Below are 17873 nucleotides of genomic sequence, written 5' to 3' on the forward strand. Positions count from 1 at the left end.
ATGCCTCTTCCCAAGATTTCAGAAGCTAGAGAATTAAGTGACGAGAAGCTCTCTGATGAAATTGTCGCGATCAAAAGACAACTATTTCAGTTGCGCTTGCAAAAAGCCACCAGACAACTAGAAAAGCCCCACCAGTTTCGACAAATGCGACACCGCCTAGCCCAATTACTGACGCTAGAAACAGAACGCAAACGGGCAGCAAGTCAATCGGCTAAAGAAAAAAAGTAGGAGAATATGGCAGTTAAAGAACGAGTTGGCTTGGTAGTGAGCGATAAAATGCAAAAAACTGTGGTAGTCGCCATAGAAAACCGCGCTCCTCACCCCAAGTACGGCAAGATTGTGGTTAACACCCAACGATATAAGGTTCACGACGAAGAAAATCAGTGTAAAGTAGGCGATCGCGTTCGCATTCAGGAAACTAGACCCCTGAGTAAAACCAAGCGCTGGAAAATCACAGAAGTCCTAAACGTCAAGCCTACTTAAACCTCATCGTTGTTAAGAACTAATAACATTACAAGGGAGAATAATTGTGATTCAACCCCAGACTTACTTGAATGTCGCAGATAATAGCGGCGCCCGCAAACTAATGTGCATCCGCGTCTTAGGCGGAGGCAACCGTCGTTATGGTTTTATCGGTGATAAAATTATCGCAGTTGTCAAAGATGCTACACCCAACATGGCTGTAAAAAAGTCTGATGTTGTGGAAGCAGTAATTGTCAGGACTCGGAAAGCTGTAAGTCGTGACAGCGGCATGAGTATTCGCTTTGATGATAATGCAGCTGTAATCATCAACAAAGACGGTAATCCCAGAGGCACACGGGTTTTTGGCCCAGTTGCACGGGAACTGCGCGATAAAAACTTTACTAAAATTGTTTCTCTGGCTCCGGAGGTGCTTTAATGGCAACCAAACAGGGTACGCCCAAAGTATTCCACAAAATGCACGTCAAAACTGGCGACACCGTACAAGTGATTGCTGGTAAAGACAAAGGAAAGGTTGGTGAAATTACTCAGGCACTTCCCCAACTGAGTAAAGTCATCGTCAAAGGTGTCAACATTAAAACTAAGCACGTAAAACCCCAGCAAGAAGGGGAATCAGGGCGAATTATTACCCAAGAATTCCCGATTCATAGCTCTAACGTGATGCTCTATTCCACCAAGCAAAACGTTGCCAGTCGTGTTGGTTATACCTTTACCTCAGAAGGCAAAAAAGTCAGAAAACTTAAAAAAACTGGCGAAATTCTGGATAAATAGTCATTAGTCATTGGTCATTGGTCATTAGTTATTAGTAAAAAGACAAATAACAAAAGACAAAGGACAATAAAAGTTCCCTGACCAAGCCCAGGGATATCAGGACAAAAAAATTATGGCGACAACAAGACTCAAAACCTTATATCAAGAGACGATCGTCCCCAAACTGATTAATCAGTTTCAATACACCAACGTTCATCAAGTACCGAAGTTGGTAAAGGTTACAATTAACCGAGGTTTGGGTGAAGCAGCTCAAAATGCGAAGTCCCTAGAGGCATCCATTAACGAAATTGCTGTGGTAACAGGTCAAAAACCAGTGGTGACACGGGCGAAAAAGGCGATCGCTGGCTTTAAGATTCGTCAAGGGATGCCTGTGGGGATCATGGTAACTCTCAGAGCCGAACGGATGTATGCCTTTTTCGATCGGTTAGTTAGCCTGTCACTACCCAGAATTCGAGATTTTCGCGGCGTTAGCCCTAAAAGCTTTGACGGACGCGGTAACTACACTCTAGGTGTGAGAGAACAGCTAATTTTTCCAGAAGTCGAATACGACAGCATCGATCAAGTGCGTGGGATGGATATTTCCATCATCACCACAGCAAAAAACGACGAAGAGGGACGCGCCTTACTTAAAGAATTAGGAATGCCCTTTCGCGATCAATAAGTTCATCTATAGAGGGAACGATGGCGGCTAACGACACAATTGCAGATATGCTGACGCGCATCCGCAATGCCAACCTGGCGCGGCATCAAACTACACAAGTGCCAGCGACAAAATTGACTCGGAGCATTGCCAAAGTGCTACGGGAGGAAGGCTTTATTGCTGAAATCGAAGAAGCAGAAGAAGGGGTAAAACACAACCTAGTGATTTCCCTGAAATATAAAGGTAAGAATCGTCAGCCTCTAATCACCGCCTTAAAGCGAGTGAGTAAGCCAGGCTTGCGTGTTTACTCCAATAGAAAAGAATTACCAAGAGTACTAGGCGGCATTGGCATTGCCATTATTTCTACATCTAGTGGGATTATGACTGACCGCGAAGCGCGTCGTCAGAACTTGGGTGGTGAAGTGCTTTGTTACGTTTGGTAGTCATTGGTCATTAGTCATTTGTCATTAGTCATTGGTCATTGGTCATTAGTCATTTGTTATTAGTGAAAGACAAAGGACAAAGGACAAGGGACAAAAGACAAATAACAAAAGGCAAAGGGCAAATAACAAAGGACAAAAAGTAATGTCTCGTATTGGTAAACGTCCAATTACTATTCCCGCCAAAGTTCAAGTGGCGATCGATGGTACGAATATTGTGGTGAAAGGCCCGAAAGGAGAACTTTCTCGCACTCTCAGAGATAATGTCTCACTCTCTCAAGAGGGAGAAATTTTACACGTAAATCGTCGGGATGAAACTCGGACATCAAAGCAGCTACACGGCTTGAGCCGCACTTTAGTTGCCAACATGGTCGAGGGAGTTTCCCAAGGTTTTCAGCGCCGTTTGGAAATTCAAGGTGTTGGTTACAGGGCACAACTTCAAGGGCGTAACCTAGTTTTAAATATGGGTTACAGCCATCAGGTGCAAATTGAACCACCAGAAGGGATTCAGTTTGCTGTAGAAGGTACCACTAACGTCATTGTCAGTGGCTATGACAAAGAAATTGTAGGTAACACAGCCGCCAAAATTCGTGCCGTTCGTCCACCAGAACCTTACAAAGGTAAAGGCATCCGCTATGCCGGTGAAGTGGTCAGACGGAAAGCTGGTAAGACTGGTAAGGGTGGTAAGAAGTAGAAATGAAACTTACTCGTAGAGAATCAAAAAACCGTCGTCATCGACGCGTTCGTGGCAAAGTAATTGGCTCCCCAGAACGTCCGCGTTTAGCGGTATTTCGTTCTAATGAGCATATTTATGCCCAGCTGATTGATGATACTCAGCATCAAACCATCGTGGCAGCATCGACTGTAGAACCAGAGTTGAAATCTAGTTTAGCGTCATGTGCAAACCGCGATGCATCGGTACAAGTTGGTAAGCTGATCGCAGTGCGATCGCTAGAAAAAGGCATCACCAAAGTAGTCTTTGATCGCGGTGGGAACTTATATCATGGTCGTGTCAAAGCACTAGCTGATGCAGCACGTGAAGCTGGTTTAGATTTCTAAAGTCATTGGTCATTAGTCATTAGTTATTGGACAAATGACAAAGGACAAATGACAAATGACAACTGACAAATGACGTTCACCAGAGCATAAATTATGGCAACAGAGCGTAAAAGTAGAACAAAACGTGCCAAAAAAGAAGAAACCACTTGGCAAGAGCGGGTGATCCAAATCCGCCGCGTGAGTAAAGTGGTCAAAGGTGGTAAAAAACTTAGCTTCCGAGCGATCGTTGTCGTGGGCAACGAACGCGGTCAAGTTGGAGTCGGAGTAGGCAAAGCCTCAGATGTAATTGGCGCTGTTAAAAAAGGCGTAGCCGACGGCAAAAAACACCTCATTGATATCCCAATCACCAAATCCAACTCCATCCCCCATCCCATTGATGGTGTCGGTGGCGGTGCAAAAGTGATTATGCGTCCAGCCTCACCGGGTACTGGGGTAATTGCTGGTGGCGCAGTGCGAACTGTGTTGGAATTAGCAGGAGTTCGTAATGTCTTAGCCAAGCAACTAGGCTCCAACAATCCGCTCAATAATGCTAGAGCCGCAGTTAACGCCTTATCTACACTGCGTACCCTTTCTGAAGTCGCCGAAGATCGCGGTATTCCTATTCAAAATCTCTACATCTAATTTAGTCATTAGTCATTGGTCATTAGTCATTAGTGAATAACAAAGGACAAATGACAAATGACAAACGACAAATGACAAACGACAAATGAGAACTTGATAACTTATGAGACTCCATGATGTTAAGCCGCAAAAAGGCTCAAAGAAACGCAAGAAGCGTGTAGCTAGAGGTATTTCTGCCGGTCAAGGTGCCAGTGCTGGTCTAGGTATGCGGGGTCAAAAATCTCGTTCTGGTAGTGGTACACGACCAGGTTTTGAAGGTGGTCAACAGCCATTGTACCGCCGCTTACCTAAGCTGAAGGGCTTTCCGATTGTTAATCAGAAGATTTACACTACGATTAATGTAGAGAAGCTAGCCTCCCTTCCCGCGAATACGGAAGTAACTTTGACCTCATTGAAAGCCGCAGGTATCCTGACTGCTGTCAAAGGGCCATTGAAAATTTTAGGTAACGGGGAATTGAGCATTCCGCTTAAAGTACAAGCGGCAGCTTTCACAGGTTCAGCTCGTAGCAAAATTGAGGCAGCTGGTGGTAGTTGTGAAGTCTTATGAGTGAGCCGGAACAGCGCACTTAAATGCAAGCCAACTCGCTGCCAGTGCTTGGTTCACTATAAAGGTAGCACTCTATGATCAGTCGAGATAAAGCCCCAACGGCTCAAGAAACTTTTATGCAGATGGCACAGGCAGCTGGCCTCAGAGGTAGGCTGCTTGTCACTGTCGGTATTTTGATTTTGGTTCGCCTGGGTATCTTCTTACCGGTACCAGGGATTGATAGACCGAGATTTGCCGAAGCCATATCGGGCAGCAATTCCATATTTGGCTTATTGGATATATTTTCCGGGCGAGGACTTTCGACTTTGGGAGTCTTTGCTTTAGGAATTTTGCCCTTCATTAATGCGTCTATTATCATCCAATTGCTCACCGCGGCGATTCCATCTTTAGAAAATTTACAGAAAAATGAAGGGGAAGCCGGTCGGCGAAAAATATCGCAAATTACCCGCTATGTAACTGTAGGTTGGGCAATTCTACAAAGTACAGCTTTTTCGGCATTATTCCTCCAGCAATTCGCCCTAAAGCCAGGGCCGATATTTGTCGCTGAAACTGCGATCGCTCTGACTGCTGGTTCTATGTTCGTCATGTGGGCATCAGAACTGATTACAGAACGGGGCATTGGCAACGGAGCATCATTGTTAATTTTTGTCAACATTGTTGCCTCATTACCAAAAGCTTTAGGCGATACTATCGACTTGGTGCAAGTCGGCGGTCGAGAAGCAGTGGGTCGGGTGATCGTCCTGATCTTAGTTTTCCTAGCAACAATTGTTGGTATTGTGATTGTGCAGGAAGGAATGCGCCGCATCCCTATTATTTCGGCTCGTCGCCAAGTAGGTCGGCGAGTTTTGGCCGAGCAGCGTAGTTATCTGCCCCTGCGGCTAAATCAAGGCGGCGTAATGCCAATTATTTTTGCTGCTGCCATCCTCAGTTTGCCACTGCTAATCGCCAATTTTACTAAAAATGCTGATTTGGCGAATATAGTTAACACTTATTTGAGTCCAAGCGGTTCTAGCTCTTGGGTCTATGCTTTGGTCTACATGATTTCCATTGTTTTCTTCAGCTACTTCTATTCTTCGTTGATTCTCAACCCAGTAGACGTGGCGCAGAACTTGAAGAAAATGGGTTCTAGTATTCCTGGAATTCGTCCCGGCAAGGCAACTAGCGAATATATCGAACGCGTTTCCAACCGACTAACTTTTTTGGGTGCGATCTTTTTGGGCTTCGTTGCGATTATCCCCACAGCTGTGGAAAGCGCTTTGAATGTGAAAACTTTCCGCGGAATAGGTGCAACCTCGTTGTTAATTTTAGTTGGTGTAGCAATTGAGACAGCCAAACAAGTCCAAACTTATGTCATATCTCAGCGCTATGAAGGAATGGTGAAATAATAGTGACGCGACTAATCTTCTTGGGGCCACCTGGAGCGGGTAAAGGAACACAAGCTTATACCTTGGCTGAACACTTGAATATTCCCCATATTTCTACTGGTGAAATATTAAGACAAGCCATGAAAGAGCAAACTCCTTTAGGAATTAAGGCTCAAAGTTATGTTGATAGCGGCGAGTTAGTACCCGACCAGCTAGTGCAGGACTTGGTACAGGAGCGCCTCGATCAACCAGATGCCAAAAATGGTTGGATTCTTGATGGCTTTCCCCGAAAAGTGACCCAAGCAGCTTTTCTGGAGAAGTTACTGGAAGCAATACATCAAGGTGGCGAAAGGGTAGTCAATTTAGATGCACCAGACGAAGTTGTGATCGCGCGTTTGCTAGCTAGAGGACGAAAAGATGATACCGAAGAGGTGATTCGTCGTCGTTTAGAAGTGTACCGCGCTGAAACTGCACCTTTAATTGATTATTACGGCGATCGCAAAAAACTCCTAACAGTCAATGGCAATCAGCCCCAAGAAGATGTCACTGGTGAACTACAAAAGGTAATCGCTTCCTGAAAAGAAGGGGAATAAGGAGTAGAGAATTCCCTACTCCCCACTCCCAAGAAAAAGAAAAAGATCAATTTTAGCTAAGATATATTAATAAACTGTTGATATATTTCTTAAAATGTGTTTTTTTGCAGATGAAGCGCTGCAACTGAACACGAAATTGTTGAGTTGAGGAAAAAACAAATTGTCTAAGCAAGATTTGATTGAAATGGAAGGCACGGTTACAGAGTCCTTGCCCAATGCGATGTTTCGCGTTGACTTGGACAATGGCTTTAACGTGTTGGCACACATTTCCGGCAAGATTCGCCGAAATTATATCAAGATTTTGCCCGGCGATCGCGTCAAGGTGGAGTTGACCCCCTACGACTTGACCAAAGGCAGAATTACCTATCGACTACGAAAGAAGTAAGTATATGTAGAGAATTTTACCATAAAACCATTTTTTTGACTGTTTATTAGTCATTAAACTGGATTAATTTCCCTAGAAATGCTATAATTTTATATTTGGAGTCAAAAAATAAAAGGCATGAAAGTTAGAGCCTCAGTCAAGAAAATTTGTGAAAAGTGTAACGTAATCAAACGTCGTGGTCGCGTTATGGTGATTTGCGTGAACCCCAAGCACAAGCAACGTCAAGGATAACACTCTTACCAACAGAGCCAGTTGTAACACGCATATCATCATTAAAACGAAAAGACGCGATTAATCACGTTTTTCCAACCAACAGTAATTGCGATAACAATAGGGAGAGTTCATTGTGGCACGTATTGCCGGAGTAGACCTTCCACGCGATAAGCGCGTCGAGATCGGTCTGACTTACATTTACGGAATTGGTTTATCACGTTCTCAAGAAATTATAGCGGCTACTGGTGTGAACCCAGATACTCGCGTTAAGGACTTAAGTGATGCCGATGTGACAGCCCTACGAGGGGAAATAGAAACCAACTATCAAGTTGAAGGCGACTTGCGGCGCTTGGAGTCTTTGAACATCAAGCGCTTAGTTGACATTGGTACCTACAGAGGTCGTCGTCATCGCATGGGCTTACCAGTCAGAGGACAAAGAACTCGCACCAATGCTAGAACCCGTCGAGGCAGAAGGCAGACAGTGGCTGGGAAGAAGAAGGCTCCAGGGAAATAATTTTGCAACGCTTGCTAATCCGAGCAAGTTTTACCTTAAATCAACTAAACAAGTATGGCGAGACAACCAACTAAAAAATCCGGGAGCAAGAAGCAGAAACGGAATGTACCCAGTGGGATGGCCTACATCCAATCTACTTTCAACAATAGCATTGTCACCATTACCGATCAAAATGGAGATGTCATCTCCTGGGCTAGTGCTGGTTCTAGCGGTTTTAAGGGAGCAAAAAAGGGAACTCCCTTTGCAGCACAAACCGCTGCTGAAAGTGCAGCCCGTCGAGCTATTGATCAAGGAATGCGCCAAATTGAAGTAATGGTCAGTGGTCCAGGAGCAGGTAGAGAAACCGCTATCCGGGCACTTCAAGGAGCAGGACTGGAAATTACACTGATTCGGGATATTACCCCGATTCCTCACAATGGTTGTCGTCCACCCAAGCGCCGTCGAGTTTAAATACCAAGACTTGGGCAGTGAGGACGAAAAGTTACAGCCAGTAATGACCGCTTGAGCGTCTAACGTGCAAACTGTCATTAGGTGAAAGCTTGGGCGACCAGAAGCACGTCAGATTTCCCCGCCGGGAAAGCTGTTAAACTTCGGGCTACCCAAAATATTATTAGCACCTGCAAGCTCAATGGGAGTGTCAAACTATACCGTAACTTTATACTAATAGTTTGATATACCTATAATCTACAGGACATAAATTCAATTCTGGAGGCAATTGATTTGTCTGCTAGCAGCACCTTAGAAAAAGGGAGGCTCATCCGTGGCGCAGTTTCAAATTGAATGTGTAGAGTCGAATACTGACGAAAGTCGGAACCATTACAGTAAATTTGTTCTGGAACCTCTAGAACGCGGTCAAGGAACAACTGTTGGCAACGCACTGCGGCGGGTTTTACTGTCCAACCTAGAAGGTACAGCAGTCACAGCAGTGCGAATTGCGGGCGTTTCACACGAATTTGCTACAGTTCCAGGCGTGCGGGAAGATGTATTGGAAATCCTCATGAGAATGAAGGAAGTTATCCTGAAAAACTATTCTTCGCAGCCTCAAATTGGTAGATTACTCGTTAGCGGCCCTGCAACAATCACTGCGGCGCATTTTGATTTGCCCAGTGAAGTAGAGATCATAGATCCGACCCAGTATGTAGCCACAATCGCTGAGGGTGGAAAGCTGGAAATGGAATTTCGGATCGAGAAAGGCAAAGGCTATCGCACGGTAGAGCGAGGACGTGAGGAAGCCACATCTTTGGATTTTCTCCAAATCGACTCAATATTTATGCCAGTGCGAAAAGTCAACTACAGTGTTGAAGAATCTCGTGGGGAAGGCTTGATTCCAAAAGACCGACTACTGTTGGAAGTTTGGACAAATGGCAGTATTTCCCCCCAGGAAGCATTATCTTCGGCCGCTGCGATCTTGGTAGATTTATTCAACCCGTTGAAAGACATCTCCCTAGAACCAACAGACACAGGTTCGGATATTCCAGACGACCCAACTGCCCAGATACCCATCGAAGAGTTGCAACTTTCTGTGCGGGCATATAACTGTCTCAAACGGGCACAAGTTAACTCTGTGGCAGATTTGTTGGATTATACCCAAGAAGACCTCTTAGAAATTAAGAACTTTGGGCAGAAGTCAGCAGAAGAAGTCGTGGAAGCTTTGCAGCGACGCTTGGGCATCACCCTGCCAATGGAAAGAGGCTCTAAACACCCTTAAAAAAAACCGTTCATAATTCATAGTGCATAATTATGCGTCACCGTTGTCGCGTCAAAAAACTCAGTAAACCAGCCGATCAACGCCGTGCTTTACTGCGATCGCTCGCCACCGAGCTGATCCGTCATGGTAAGATCACCACCACTTTAATTAGAGCGAAAGTTCTCCGAAGTGAAGTGGAAAAAATGATTACCCTAGCCAAAAATGGTTCCTTGTCAGCACGTCGGGAAGCTCTTGGCTATATCTTCGACAAACAACTGGTTCACGCTCTATTTGAGCAAGCTCCAACTCGATACGGCGATCGCCAGGGCGGTTATACCCGCATCCTACGTACCGTACCGCGTCGGGGTGATAATGCAAAAATGGCCATAATTGAATTGGTTTAAGTCATTGGTCATTGGTTATTGGTCATTAGTCATTAGTCATTGGTCATTAGTGAATAACAAAGGACAACTGACAAAGGACAAATGACAAAAAACAAATGACAAAGGACAAAATCTGTATGTTAGAAAGCCACCAGCCTACACAAACTCATCGAGTAGCCTTGGTAATCCAATACCTAGGCACTCATTTTCATGGCTGGCAACGGCAAAAAAAACACCGGACAGTCCAAGAAGAGATCGAAATTGCGATCGCTACTATTCTTGGGCATCATGTGACATTACACGGTGCTGGGCGAACTGATTCAGGAGTTCACGCTGCCGCTCAAGTAGCCCATTTTGAAGCTACAGGTTTAATTCCGCCTCACAAGTGGGCAACAATCCTAAATAGCTACCTGCCGCCAGATATATTAATCAGGGCTTCAGCTAGTGTAGATAACCGTTGGCACGCTCGTTTTAGTGCAGCCTATCGACGGTATCGCTACACAATATATACTGAAGATCGACTTAACTTGTTTGTAAGACCCTTCAGTTGGCATTATTATTATGCACCCCTGGATGAATCTTTAATTCAAGCTGCCTTGAAACCTCTGTTGGGAAAGCATCACTTAGCTGCTTTTCATCGTGCAGGCTCAAAGCGATCGCATTCCTGGGTAGAGGTGCAAGCAGCAGAGTGCCGTCGCAGTGGGCCATTTATCCATATTGAAATACAGGCAGATGGATTTTTGTATGGCATGGTACGGCTGTTGGTAGGGATGCTGGTAGAAGTAGGTTCTGGACAACGAACACTTTCTAGCTTCACCCAACTCTGGAAAGAACAACGCCGGGAAGAAGTGAAATACGCCGCACCGCCTCAAGGCTTGTGCTTGTTGCGAGTCGGCTATCCCGATTTTCCCTTTCCAAAAGAGATTTGGTACGACACCTTGCCAAAGTTCGTCACTAGTCAAGAGTCATTAGTCATTGGTTTTTAGTCATTGGTCATTAGTGAATAACAAAAGACAACTGACAAAGGACAAATGACAAAAGACGACTAATGACAAATTAAAAATGACAAAGGACAAATGACAAATGACAACAGTTAAAACATACCTTCCTTCTCAAGCGTCCCTTGAGCGTGAGTGGTACATAGTAGATGCCGCCGATAAACGCCTCGGTCGCCTCGCTAGTGAAATCGCTCAGGTATTGAGAGGCAAAAAGAAACCCGAATATACACCCCATCTAGATACAGGTGACTTCGTAATCGTCATCAATGCCGAAAAAGTAGCAGTCACAGGCAAAAAGCGCACACAAAAGCTTTACCGCCGCCATTCTGGTCGTCCTGGTGGGATGAAAACCGAAACTTTCGCTAAACTGCAAGACCGCATACCAGAACGGATTTTAGAACAAGCTGTTAAAGGTATGCTACCTAAAAATAGCCTCGGTAAGCAGTTGTTCACCAAGCTGAAGGTTTACGCTGGGCCTACGCATCCCCACGATGCTCAAAAACCTAAAGAACTAAAAGTTAATACAATTCCTGGAGAAGAAAATTAATGGTAGTAGCAGATGCTAATAGCGGTCGCGCCGTATACTGGGGTACTGGTCGTCGTAAGAACGCAGTAGCAAGGGTACGCTTGGTTCCAGGCACCGGTCAACTGATTGTGAACGGTAAAGATGGAACCTTGTATTTCCAATTTAACCCCAACTATCTGGGAGTGATCAAAGCACCCCTGGAAACTCTGGGACTAGAAAACGAATATGACATTTTGGTGAAAGCAGAAGGCGGCGGCTTGACCGGACAGGCTGATTCTGTTCGTTTGGGAGTTGCTCGTGCTTTATGCCAACTAGACCCAGACAACCGCCCACCTTTGAAAACCGAAGGTTATTTGACTCGCGATCCCAGAGCAAAAGAGCGGAAGAAATATGGTTTACATAAAGCTCGGAAAGCGCCTCAGTACTCTAAGCGTTAAGGAATTGGGCATGGGGCATCTCCCCACTCCCTAGCTTCAACTGAAGGCTGAAAGTTATAATTTATATAGATTCATCACAAAAAGAACAATGGCTAAAGCTGATATTCACCCCAAGTGGTATCCAGATGCTAAAGTTTACTGCAACGGTCAAGTTGTTATGACCATTGGCTCTACCAAGCCAGAATTGCACGTAGATGTTTGGTCTGGGAATCACCCCTTTTACACCGGTACTCAGAAGATTATTGACACTGAGGGTCGAGTAGAGCGCTTCCTCCGTAAGTACGGTATGAGCAGCACTCAAACATCTGGCGACGAACAAGACAAAAAGTAGCGAGTTGGCTCTGCTGTTAACGACGGCCCTGCATCAGCTGGGTCGATTTTCATTTATATGCTCGAGCCAATTTGTTATTTTTTAAGGAGCGATCGCACTGGTCATGGCTGAATCATACTTACTGGATAAACTAAAATCCGTTGAACAAACTTTTAATGAATTAACACGTCGTCTTGGCGACCCTGATACCGCTAGCAATCCTGATGAGTATCAAGAAATTGCTAAGTCTCGTTCTTCTTTGGAAGAGGTAGTTGATACTTATGAAATTTGGAAAGCAGCCCAAGAAGACTTGACCGGAGCGCGTCAGGTTTACAAAGAATCTGCCAGTGACCCAGAGTTGCAAGAAATGGCGGCACTGGAAGTAAAAGAACTTGAGGAAAAAATAGAAAACTTAGAGTCTCGCTTGAAGGTCTTACTGCTACCACGCGATCCCAATGATGAAAAGAATATCATGTTGGAAATTCGCGCAGGTACTGGTGGCGATGAAGCAAGTATTTGGGCTGGCGATTTGATGCAGATGTACACCCGCTATGCCCAGACTCAAGGTTGGAAAGTTTCTCTAGTGAGCGAATCTCGTGGAGAAATGGGTGGCTGGAAAGAGGTCATTCTCGAAATTAAAGGTAATGACGTTTACAGCCAGTTAAAGTTTGAAGCTGGAGTACATCGTGTGCAGCGCGTGCCGGCAACTGAATCTGGGGGACGGGTTCATACTTCCACAGCTACCGTGGCGATTATGCCAGAGGTGGATGATGTGGAAATTCACATTGATCCGAAAGATATTGAAATGACTACAGCTCGTTCTGGCGGTGCTGGTGGACAGAACGTTAACAAGGTGGAAACAGCCGTTGACTTGATGCACAAACCAACAGGAATACGCATTTTCTGTACAGAAGAACGCAGCCAGTTGCAAAACAAAGAACGGGCAATGCAAATTCTGCGGGCGAAGTTGTATGAAATCAAGTTAAGCGAACAACAAGCAGTTGTAACTTCCATGCGGCGATCGCAGGTTGGTACTGGATCGCGATCGGAAAAAATTCGCACCTATAATTATAAAGATAACCGCGCTACCGATCACCGCTTAGGTCAGAATTATTCCCTTAACCCTGTTTTGGATGGTGATTTAGAAACACTGATCCAATCTTGTATATCTTTAGATCAACAGGAACGTCTCGCGGAGTTAGCGACTGCTGCCGCTAACTAAATTTTTGCGTTTAGATACTCTGTAAAACCACTTCTTGGACTGTTGCTTTTAACACATACAGGTGGTTTTCTGATATCGCGTCGAGTGCATCTTCTATTTCACTGGGATAATGGTAATAGGCAAATTCGTACTTCATAAGGTAATTTAGCCTTGCCCATTCCTTCAGAGTTTGGCAGGTATAAATTAACTTTTCTACTTCCTTTTGCCAACGCGAAAAAATCCGGTAGCTAAAAAAGCTGCTGCACACGTTACCTTTTGCATCCCAGTAGGAAATACACACTTGATGCTTCAGACGGTGGATTTTTTTGATTTGCTTAACGTCGTAGCCTTTAACTTTTAAGGCTTCTTTCGCTTCAGCCTCCGAAATGTGCCACTGTTCTGGTTTAATTTTATTAGTGGCTATAAGGTTTTTACCTTTGCGGCGATATTGATTAAGTTTGCGTAGCTTGTGAAACATGATGCACCTTCGATATTATTTCTTCGCAGCAAAATTGAGCTACTAGCACAAGCCCAGTAGCAAACTAAGTTTTTTGGGTTGATTAAAGATAGATGGGTTAGCCTACTAGCTTGATGCCTGTAGTTGCCGTTTTACAACCAGAGATATAGTGTAGTACTAAAACATAAGGCTGTCAATATAAAAGTAAACTTGTAATATTAAAAGTAGACTTGTAAATAAAGTTGGCTAGCTACATAAGCAGTGAAGATCGAAAGCAAACAAAAACTGATTGAAATCATTAAACTAGCTCGCGGTTCAATGAGTCAGCGAGCGTTTGGTAAGCTTTTGGGAGTATCTGCAACTGCCGTTCAGATGTGGGAAAAAGGTGTGAAGGTGCCAGATACAGAAAATTTGGCTCAAATTGCATCGAAAGCAGGCTACACAATGGAAGAGTTAATCAGCTGCATAGATGGCAAGCCAATTCCAGAAACCTCAGATTTAAGTCTGATTCTGAGACAAATCCAGCACATGCCTTTGGCCCAAGTGGCTCAAATTGTCCAAGCTGCGGCAGATAGATTGGCGGCTGTGGCTGAAGCATCCGGGGATGAAGCGAAGGCTAGTTGAATATTTGTTCAGAATTGAATTGAAATCATTAAAATATAACGTTTCTCGTTTGTATGCAATACACTCTGACCTCTCTCCAAACCTCTCTCCTAAAAGGAGAGAGGCTTTGAACTTTACTCCCCAACGCTAGAAGGGAAGGGGCTGGGGGTTAGGTCTGTATTGGACTCAACCCAGAAGCGCTATAGCTCTCGTTTCTCAACTCTATGGATAAACCTTTTTTATACGATCAAGACTTCTATGGCTGGACACAGCAGCAGGCTAAAGCGTTAGAGCAGAGGCTAGTTATGGAACTAGACTGGCAACACCTGCAAGAGGAAATTCAAGCTTTGGGGAGACAGGAGTATCAGGAACTAGTGAGTTGTCTAAGTGTATTAATCGGTCATCTATTGAAGTGGGAGTATCAACCCGAACAACGCTCTCGCAGTTGGTTTTTAACAATTCGAGAACAGCGTCGCGCTATCCACAGAAATTTGCGACAGAACCCTAGCTTAAAGTCTCGAATAGAAGAAGTCTTGTTAGATGGTTTTGAAGCAGGTGTCGATTTGGCACTACGAGAAACTAACTTACCATTACGAACTTTTCCAGAGCATTGCCCCTATTTATTTGATGATGCGATCGCAGACAATTTTCTGTGCGATACTCATCAAGACTGGGAAGGATAATTACTACCATTTTTCTTACGCTTATTTGTTATTTGGAGACAGGTTATATTTGTCAATACTTAATAGAGACTAGCTTTTCAAAATCTTGGTAATTAAAGCTTTGTTGCTTTTTAGCATATTTACCATATATATCGTAGTACATCTTGTTATCTTTAAATCTGAAGAAACATCCTGCTATAGGTAATTGTTCACTTTTAAGTCTAAAAGTTATTGTGTTTAAAGCATATTTCCCATACTTATTAGTAAGGTAATTAAAGCTATCAAAACTTCCATTTACAGCTTTTTCAAAGTCTAGTATGTCATTCTCTATATTATTAGAGCTTTGCAAAATTAAAGGTGGTATATCTGTAAGACTATTGAGATTATTACTTGTAAATACTGCATTTTTGTTGGTGTATGCAATGATTTGATGATAATTATATAAAATACCAATTTCTGAACAAGAATTTTTTAGATATTTTTCAATCTGCTTCTCGTGATTACGCAAGTTTTCTTCTTCTCGCTTCACTTCTACAATCATTAGTGGAGGGCAATATGGTTTAAAATATTTATTTTTTACGATTTTATATAATTCTATATCATGATGATCTGATTCTACTTTAATATCAATTTTATTTGGAAATAAACCACTTTTATTTACCAAAAAGTAGATAAATAATTGTCTAACTTTTTCTTCTGGTCTTCCATCAATAATAATTTCCTTATCCCTAACCAAGCATTTTGTATATTCTATATATTTTCTCTTGTATATATTTAGTGTTCTGGATACTTCTTCAGTTAAGCTAGTCATAAATAGTAAGTTTTATTTAGTTATAAAATGGTTATAGGGACACAATAAAATTGCGTCCCTTTGTATTTATCATCCAATAATCGAAAACTACTTCACACCTATTTTTCCCCAAAAAAACTTAATATTTTAGTAACTAATTCTGCCCAATATTGTCCTGCTTTAATCTCTAAAAATATGTTTAAGCTTTGCTCAGTCTCAAGTTCGTGCTTCAATGTCTTGCATACGTTATCTGTATAGGTTATACCTGGAGGTCTTACCTTACCCTTTTCCTCAATTAGAGCCGTCCAGAATCTATAATCTTCTTTTTGAGGTGATAGTTTCCTTATAGCTTCGTCTTGAATTTCTACCCCTACTTTACTTATAAAATCGTCATAGAATGAGTTGTATTGTATAACTAATTCAGGAATAAATGTTTTTAAATACTCATTTGCAGATGTAAGCTCATTAAGGATATTTTCTAGTTCTTGCTTTGCTTGCTTGGTAAATTTTTTCAACATTTCATCTTCATTTATTCCTTCAGCAAAAACCCTCATATCATAATATATGTCTATATTCCTTGGTTCATAGTAACCGAAGTTTAGATGGATAGCGTGTTTAGTATTCCATGCCTTATAAAGAGTACGATAGTATTCAACATACTTGGCAACGAAACCTTGATCTTCATCTTTATAAACAAAACTAGGTACTCTTTTATTCAAATACCGTAAATCTTTTATTTTATGAATAGCATTTTCAATCGCCTTTATTTCTGGTCCTGTCAACGCATCACCATTTTTTATTCTCGTAAAGCTTTCTGTAATATCTTTGATTTCGTCCAATAAAATATTTCGTCTACGTTCTACGACACCCGCTATAGTTTCGATGAATTCATTTTTATCTGCCTGTACATCTTCTTCACTGTAAATGTCAGTATTTAGTTTGACTATATCATCACGATAGTACCTCAACGCATCATAGAATAAAATATTTTCTAGGAAGAAATCTAAGTTTGAATTTCTGAATGTATCTTGAATTTCCTTTTTTCTAATTTGAATTCCTAAATCCCAACTTTCATCACATCCATTCACTTTTTCAGGTTCCTTTTTGTAAGGCAATACCAAAGTTACAAATCTATGATGAAAGTCTTTGGATTTAGATGTAAGGTGATAACCTATTAATTTGCGAATATTAGCTTCAGGAGCATCCTTGAAGGAAGTTACAAAGAGACAGATGGTATCCTGACTTTCAATATATTTCTGCAAGTCTTGACGAATTGGGTTCTCATCAAGTCCTTTGGTATCAACAACTGAATCGAACTGAGACAAGTTTGAGCCAGATAAAACATCATAACTTACATAAAGATATATTTTTCTCGGAATAGCAAATTCATTGAACTCAGCAGTATTGATAGCAGCAAAGGTGTTTTTTATCCACTCTCGCTCATTATTATGATTATCACATTCAATTCTATTCGTAGTTCTAGATTCAAGGTTTGCATTATTCAATGCAATCTTTTTGAGTTCAACTAATCCTAATTGATCATACTCCTCCTTAGCTTGATCAATTATTTCTGTTTTCTTTTTATCGCCATCAGAAATTGTTTTATAGTATAATTTCATTTTGATAACATTTCTAATAGCCCTTTCAATTTCCTTAGAAATAGTTATATTTTGATCTGTCTGAGGATTATCTTTATTAGCAATAGAGTCGCAGAACTCGAAAATAATATTTTTCATCTCATCTAGTGTATAAGGCTCTATCTCTATATAAGTTTTTTCCGCAGCTTTTATAATGACTTCACAGATAGTAGTTTTCCCCGCCCCTGTTGATAATAACTCTTTAGTTTCGGTTACATTCCGAGGCTTACCAGCAATAGTCTTGGAAACATTAAAGTTACTTATTAAGTTAAAAAGATGACAAATAGCTGTAGTCTTTCCTTGTCCAATAGTACCTATGAAAACAATATTATATTTATCTATACTAAGGATTTTCTCGATTTCTTCTAATCGTTCTAGCTTAGATTTCAGGTTATTGATGTAAATATGATTAAATACAATAATCTTTGGAAAACCTGAAATTTTATTTATTTCCTTGTTCAAATTTTGTTTCAAGGATGCAATTTCTTCTTGCCACGTTATCGTCAACATACTGTTTACCCTGTTTCTATGCTTACTTACTTGATATTTACAGTA

Annotated in this window: 28 protein-coding genes; 25 read left to right on the top strand and 3 right to left on the bottom strand. The window is 42.2% G+C overall.

Going from position 1 to position 17873, the window contains the following annotated elements; genetic code table 11:
* The 23 genes from rpmC (at position 1) to prfA (ending at position 13190) form a co-directional block, all read left to right on the top strand.
* On the top strand, positions 1-228 hold the full coding sequence (gene rpmC, locus NLP_RS10775; protein ID WP_104906404.1) for a 50S ribosomal protein L29: 228 nt from the start codon (positions 1-3) through the stop codon (positions 226-228).
* A gap of 6 nt (positions 229-234) precedes the next feature.
* Positions 235-483 carry a 30S ribosomal protein S17 gene (gene rpsQ / locus NLP_RS10780; RefSeq protein ID WP_094349093.1) on the top strand — a complete coding sequence of 83 codons (249 nt, stop codon included), beginning with the start codon at positions 235-237 and terminating at the stop codon, positions 481-483.
* 46 nt (positions 484-529) lie between these two features.
* Positions 530-898, top strand: coding sequence for a 50S ribosomal protein L14 (rplN, locus tag NLP_RS10785; protein WP_012410715.1), 369 nt, complete (start codon positions 530-532; stop codon positions 896-898).
* The gene (gene rplX, locus NLP_RS10790) at positions 898-1251 is read left to right on the top strand and encodes a 50S ribosomal protein L24 (RefSeq protein ID WP_069070771.1); all 354 of its coding nucleotides are present in this window, start codon (positions 898-900) and stop codon (positions 1249-1251) included. Before rplN ends, rplX begins: the two co-directional genes overlap by 1 nt.
* Before the next feature lie 112 nt (positions 1252-1363).
* Entirely contained in the window at positions 1364-1912 is a 549-nt protein-coding gene (gene rplE, locus NLP_RS10795) for a 50S ribosomal protein L5 (RefSeq protein WP_104906405.1), read from the top strand.
* Positions 1913-1932: 20 nt separating this feature from the next.
* Positions 1933-2334 (top strand): 30S ribosomal protein S8, encoded by a 402-nt coding sequence (rpsH, locus tag NLP_RS10800; RefSeq protein WP_104906406.1) that lies wholly within the window; start codon positions 1933-1935, stop codon positions 2332-2334.
* Positions 2335-2476: 142 nt separating this feature from the next.
* Positions 2477-3025, top strand: coding sequence for a 50S ribosomal protein L6 (rplF, locus tag NLP_RS10805; protein ID WP_104906407.1), 549 nt, complete (start codon positions 2477-2479; stop codon positions 3023-3025).
* 2 nt (positions 3026-3027) lie between these two features.
* Entirely contained in the window at positions 3028-3390 is a 363-nt protein-coding gene (rplR, locus tag NLP_RS10810) for a 50S ribosomal protein L18 (protein WP_094349098.1), read from the top strand.
* 93 nt (positions 3391-3483) lie between these two features.
* A complete protein-coding gene (gene rpsE / locus NLP_RS10815; protein WP_094328453.1) occupies positions 3484-4011 on the top strand; it encodes a 30S ribosomal protein S5 in 528 nt (175 codons plus the stop codon).
* A gap of 103 nt (positions 4012-4114) precedes the next feature.
* Positions 4115-4558, top strand: a complete 444-nt coding sequence (gene rplO, locus NLP_RS10820; protein WP_104906408.1) for a 50S ribosomal protein L15 — start codon at positions 4115-4117, stop codon at positions 4556-4558.
* A gap of 74 nt (positions 4559-4632) precedes the next feature.
* Complete coding sequence (secY, locus tag NLP_RS10825) at positions 4633-5943, top strand: preprotein translocase subunit SecY (protein ID WP_104906409.1); 1311 nt, start codon at positions 4633-4635, stop codon at positions 5941-5943.
* 2 nt (positions 5944-5945) lie between these two features.
* Positions 5946-6500: an adenylate kinase gene (locus NLP_RS10830; protein ID WP_199784797.1), complete on the top strand. Its 555-nt coding sequence runs from the start codon at positions 5946-5948 to the stop codon at positions 6498-6500.
* Positions 6501-6675: 175 nt separating this feature from the next.
* Complete coding sequence (gene infA / locus NLP_RS10835) at positions 6676-6900, top strand: translation initiation factor IF-1 (protein WP_006276978.1); 225 nt, start codon at positions 6676-6678, stop codon at positions 6898-6900.
* 117 nt (positions 6901-7017) lie between these two features.
* Positions 7018-7131: a 50S ribosomal protein L36 gene (gene rpmJ / locus NLP_RS10840; protein ID WP_015129703.1), complete on the top strand. Its 114-nt coding sequence runs from the start codon at positions 7018-7020 to the stop codon at positions 7129-7131.
* Positions 7132-7246: 115 nt separating this feature from the next.
* The gene (gene rpsM, locus NLP_RS10845) at positions 7247-7627 is read left to right on the top strand and encodes a 30S ribosomal protein S13 (protein WP_104906411.1); all 381 of its coding nucleotides are present in this window, start codon (positions 7247-7249) and stop codon (positions 7625-7627) included.
* 54 nt (positions 7628-7681) lie between these two features.
* Positions 7682-8077 (top strand): 30S ribosomal protein S11, encoded by a 396-nt coding sequence (gene rpsK, locus NLP_RS10850; protein WP_012410703.1) that lies wholly within the window; start codon positions 7682-7684, stop codon positions 8075-8077.
* Positions 8078-8387: 310 nt separating this feature from the next.
* Positions 8388-9335 (top strand): DNA-directed RNA polymerase subunit alpha, encoded by a 948-nt coding sequence (locus tag NLP_RS10855; protein WP_104906412.1) that lies wholly within the window; start codon positions 8388-8390, stop codon positions 9333-9335.
* Between the two features lie 32 nt (positions 9336-9367).
* Positions 9368-9718: a 50S ribosomal protein L17 gene (gene rplQ / locus NLP_RS10860; protein ID WP_094349105.1), complete on the top strand. Its 351-nt coding sequence runs from the start codon at positions 9368-9370 to the stop codon at positions 9716-9718.
* Positions 9719-9834: 116 nt separating this feature from the next.
* Complete coding sequence (gene truA, locus NLP_RS10865) at positions 9835-10683, top strand: tRNA pseudouridine(38-40) synthase TruA (RefSeq protein ID WP_104906413.1); 849 nt, start codon at positions 9835-9837, stop codon at positions 10681-10683.
* Positions 10684-10780: 97 nt separating this feature from the next.
* Complete coding sequence (gene rplM / locus NLP_RS10870) at positions 10781-11242, top strand: 50S ribosomal protein L13 (protein WP_104906414.1); 462 nt, start codon at positions 10781-10783, stop codon at positions 11240-11242.
* Positions 11242-11658 carry a 30S ribosomal protein S9 gene (gene rpsI / locus NLP_RS10875; protein ID WP_104906415.1) on the top strand — a complete coding sequence of 139 codons (417 nt, stop codon included), beginning with the start codon at positions 11242-11244 and terminating at the stop codon, positions 11656-11658. The genes rplM and rpsI overlap by 1 nt, the downstream gene beginning before the upstream one ends.
* Before the next feature lie 88 nt (positions 11659-11746).
* Entirely contained in the window at positions 11747-11989 is a 243-nt protein-coding gene (gene rpmE, locus NLP_RS10880; protein WP_069070756.1) for a 50S ribosomal protein L31, read from the top strand.
* Between the two features lie 103 nt (positions 11990-12092).
* The gene (prfA, locus tag NLP_RS10885; RefSeq protein WP_104906416.1) at positions 12093-13190 is read left to right on the top strand and encodes a peptide chain release factor 1; all 1098 of its coding nucleotides are present in this window, start codon (positions 12093-12095) and stop codon (positions 13188-13190) included.
* Positions 13191-13200: 10 nt separating this feature from the next.
* Here prfA and NLP_RS10890 read toward each other — a convergent pair whose 3' ends face one another.
* Positions 13201-13647 carry a hypothetical protein gene (locus NLP_RS10890; protein WP_104906417.1) on the bottom strand — a complete coding sequence of 149 codons (447 nt, stop codon included), beginning with the start codon at positions 13645-13647 and terminating at the stop codon, positions 13201-13203.
* A gap of 240 nt (positions 13648-13887) precedes the next feature.
* Here NLP_RS10890 and NLP_RS10895 point away from each other — a divergent pair, with 240 nt between their 5' ends.
* A complete protein-coding gene (locus NLP_RS10895; RefSeq protein WP_104906418.1) occupies positions 13888-14250 on the top strand; it encodes a helix-turn-helix domain-containing protein in 363 nt (120 codons plus the stop codon).
* 203 nt (positions 14251-14453) lie between these two features.
* Entirely contained in the window at positions 14454-14912 is a 459-nt protein-coding gene (locus NLP_RS10900; RefSeq protein WP_104906419.1) for a DUF29 domain-containing protein, read from the top strand.
* Between the two features lie 52 nt (positions 14913-14964).
* Here NLP_RS10900 and NLP_RS10905 read toward each other — a convergent pair whose 3' ends face one another.
* Together NLP_RS10905 and NLP_RS10910 are read right to left on the bottom strand one after the other, a co-directional pair.
* Positions 14965-15702: a type I restriction enzyme HsdR N-terminal domain-containing protein gene (locus NLP_RS10905; RefSeq protein ID WP_104906420.1), complete on the bottom strand. Its 738-nt coding sequence runs from the start codon at positions 15700-15702 to the stop codon at positions 14965-14967.
* A 98-nt stretch (positions 15703-15800) separates the two neighbouring features.
* Positions 15801-17828: a hypothetical protein gene (locus tag NLP_RS10910; RefSeq protein ID WP_104906421.1), complete on the bottom strand. Its 2028-nt coding sequence runs from the start codon at positions 17826-17828 to the stop codon at positions 15801-15803.
* Between the last annotated feature and the right edge of the window lie 45 nt (positions 17829-17873).

This window comes from Nostoc sp. 'Lobaria pulmonaria (5183) cyanobiont', assembly GCF_002949795.1.
Lineage (GTDB): Bacteria > Cyanobacteriota > Cyanobacteriia > Cyanobacteriales > Nostocaceae > Nostoc.

Coding starts and splice junctions, on each gene's coding strand:
- rpmC (WP_104906404.1), top strand. CDS start 1: ATGCCTCTTCCCAAGATTTCAGAAGCTAGAGAATTAAGTGACGAGAAG.
- rpsQ (WP_094349093.1), top strand. CDS start 235: ATGGCAGTTAAAGAACGAGTTGGCTTGGTAGTGAGCGATAAAATGCAA.
- rplX (WP_069070771.1), top strand. CDS start 898: ATGGCAACCAAACAGGGTACGCCCAAAGTATTCCACAAAATGCACGTC.
- rplE (WP_104906405.1), top strand. CDS start 1,364: ATGGCGACAACAAGACTCAAAACCTTATATCAAGAGACGATCGTCCCC.
- rpsH (WP_104906406.1), top strand. CDS start 1,933: ATGGCGGCTAACGACACAATTGCAGATATGCTGACGCGCATCCGCAAT.
- rplF (WP_104906407.1), top strand. CDS start 2,477: ATGTCTCGTATTGGTAAACGTCCAATTACTATTCCCGCCAAAGTTCAA.
- rplR (WP_094349098.1), top strand. CDS start 3,028: ATGAAACTTACTCGTAGAGAATCAAAAAACCGTCGTCATCGACGCGTT.
- rpsE (WP_094328453.1), top strand. CDS start 3,484: ATGGCAACAGAGCGTAAAAGTAGAACAAAACGTGCCAAAAAAGAAGAA.
- rplO (WP_104906408.1), top strand. CDS start 4,115: ATGAGACTCCATGATGTTAAGCCGCAAAAAGGCTCAAAGAAACGCAAG.
- secY (WP_104906409.1), top strand. CDS start 4,633: ATGATCAGTCGAGATAAAGCCCCAACGGCTCAAGAAACTTTTATGCAG.
- rpmJ (WP_015129703.1), top strand. CDS start 7,018: ATGAAAGTTAGAGCCTCAGTCAAGAAAATTTGTGAAAAGTGTAACGTA.
- rpsK (WP_012410703.1), top strand. CDS start 7,682: ATGGCGAGACAACCAACTAAAAAATCCGGGAGCAAGAAGCAGAAACGG.
- rplQ (WP_094349105.1), top strand. CDS start 9,368: ATGCGTCACCGTTGTCGCGTCAAAAAACTCAGTAAACCAGCCGATCAA.
- truA (WP_104906413.1), top strand. CDS start 9,835: ATGTTAGAAAGCCACCAGCCTACACAAACTCATCGAGTAGCCTTGGTA.
- rplM (WP_104906414.1), top strand. CDS start 10,781: ATGACAACAGTTAAAACATACCTTCCTTCTCAAGCGTCCCTTGAGCGT.
- rpsI (WP_104906415.1), top strand. CDS start 11,242: ATGGTAGTAGCAGATGCTAATAGCGGTCGCGCCGTATACTGGGGTACT.
- rpmE (WP_069070756.1), top strand. CDS start 11,747: ATGGCTAAAGCTGATATTCACCCCAAGTGGTATCCAGATGCTAAAGTT.
- prfA (WP_104906416.1), top strand. CDS start 12,093: ATGGCTGAATCATACTTACTGGATAAACTAAAATCCGTTGAACAAACT.
- NLP_RS10890 (WP_104906417.1), bottom strand. CDS start 13,647: ATGTTTCACAAGCTACGCAAACTTAATCAATATCGCCGCAAAGGTAAA.
- NLP_RS10900 (WP_104906419.1), top strand. CDS start 14,454: ATGGATAAACCTTTTTTATACGATCAAGACTTCTATGGCTGGACACAG.
- NLP_RS10905 (WP_104906420.1), bottom strand. CDS start 15,702: ATGACTAGCTTAACTGAAGAAGTATCCAGAACACTAAATATATACAAG.
- NLP_RS10910 (WP_104906421.1), bottom strand. CDS start 17,828: ATGTTGACGATAACGTGGCAAGAAGAAATTGCATCCTTGAAACAAAAT.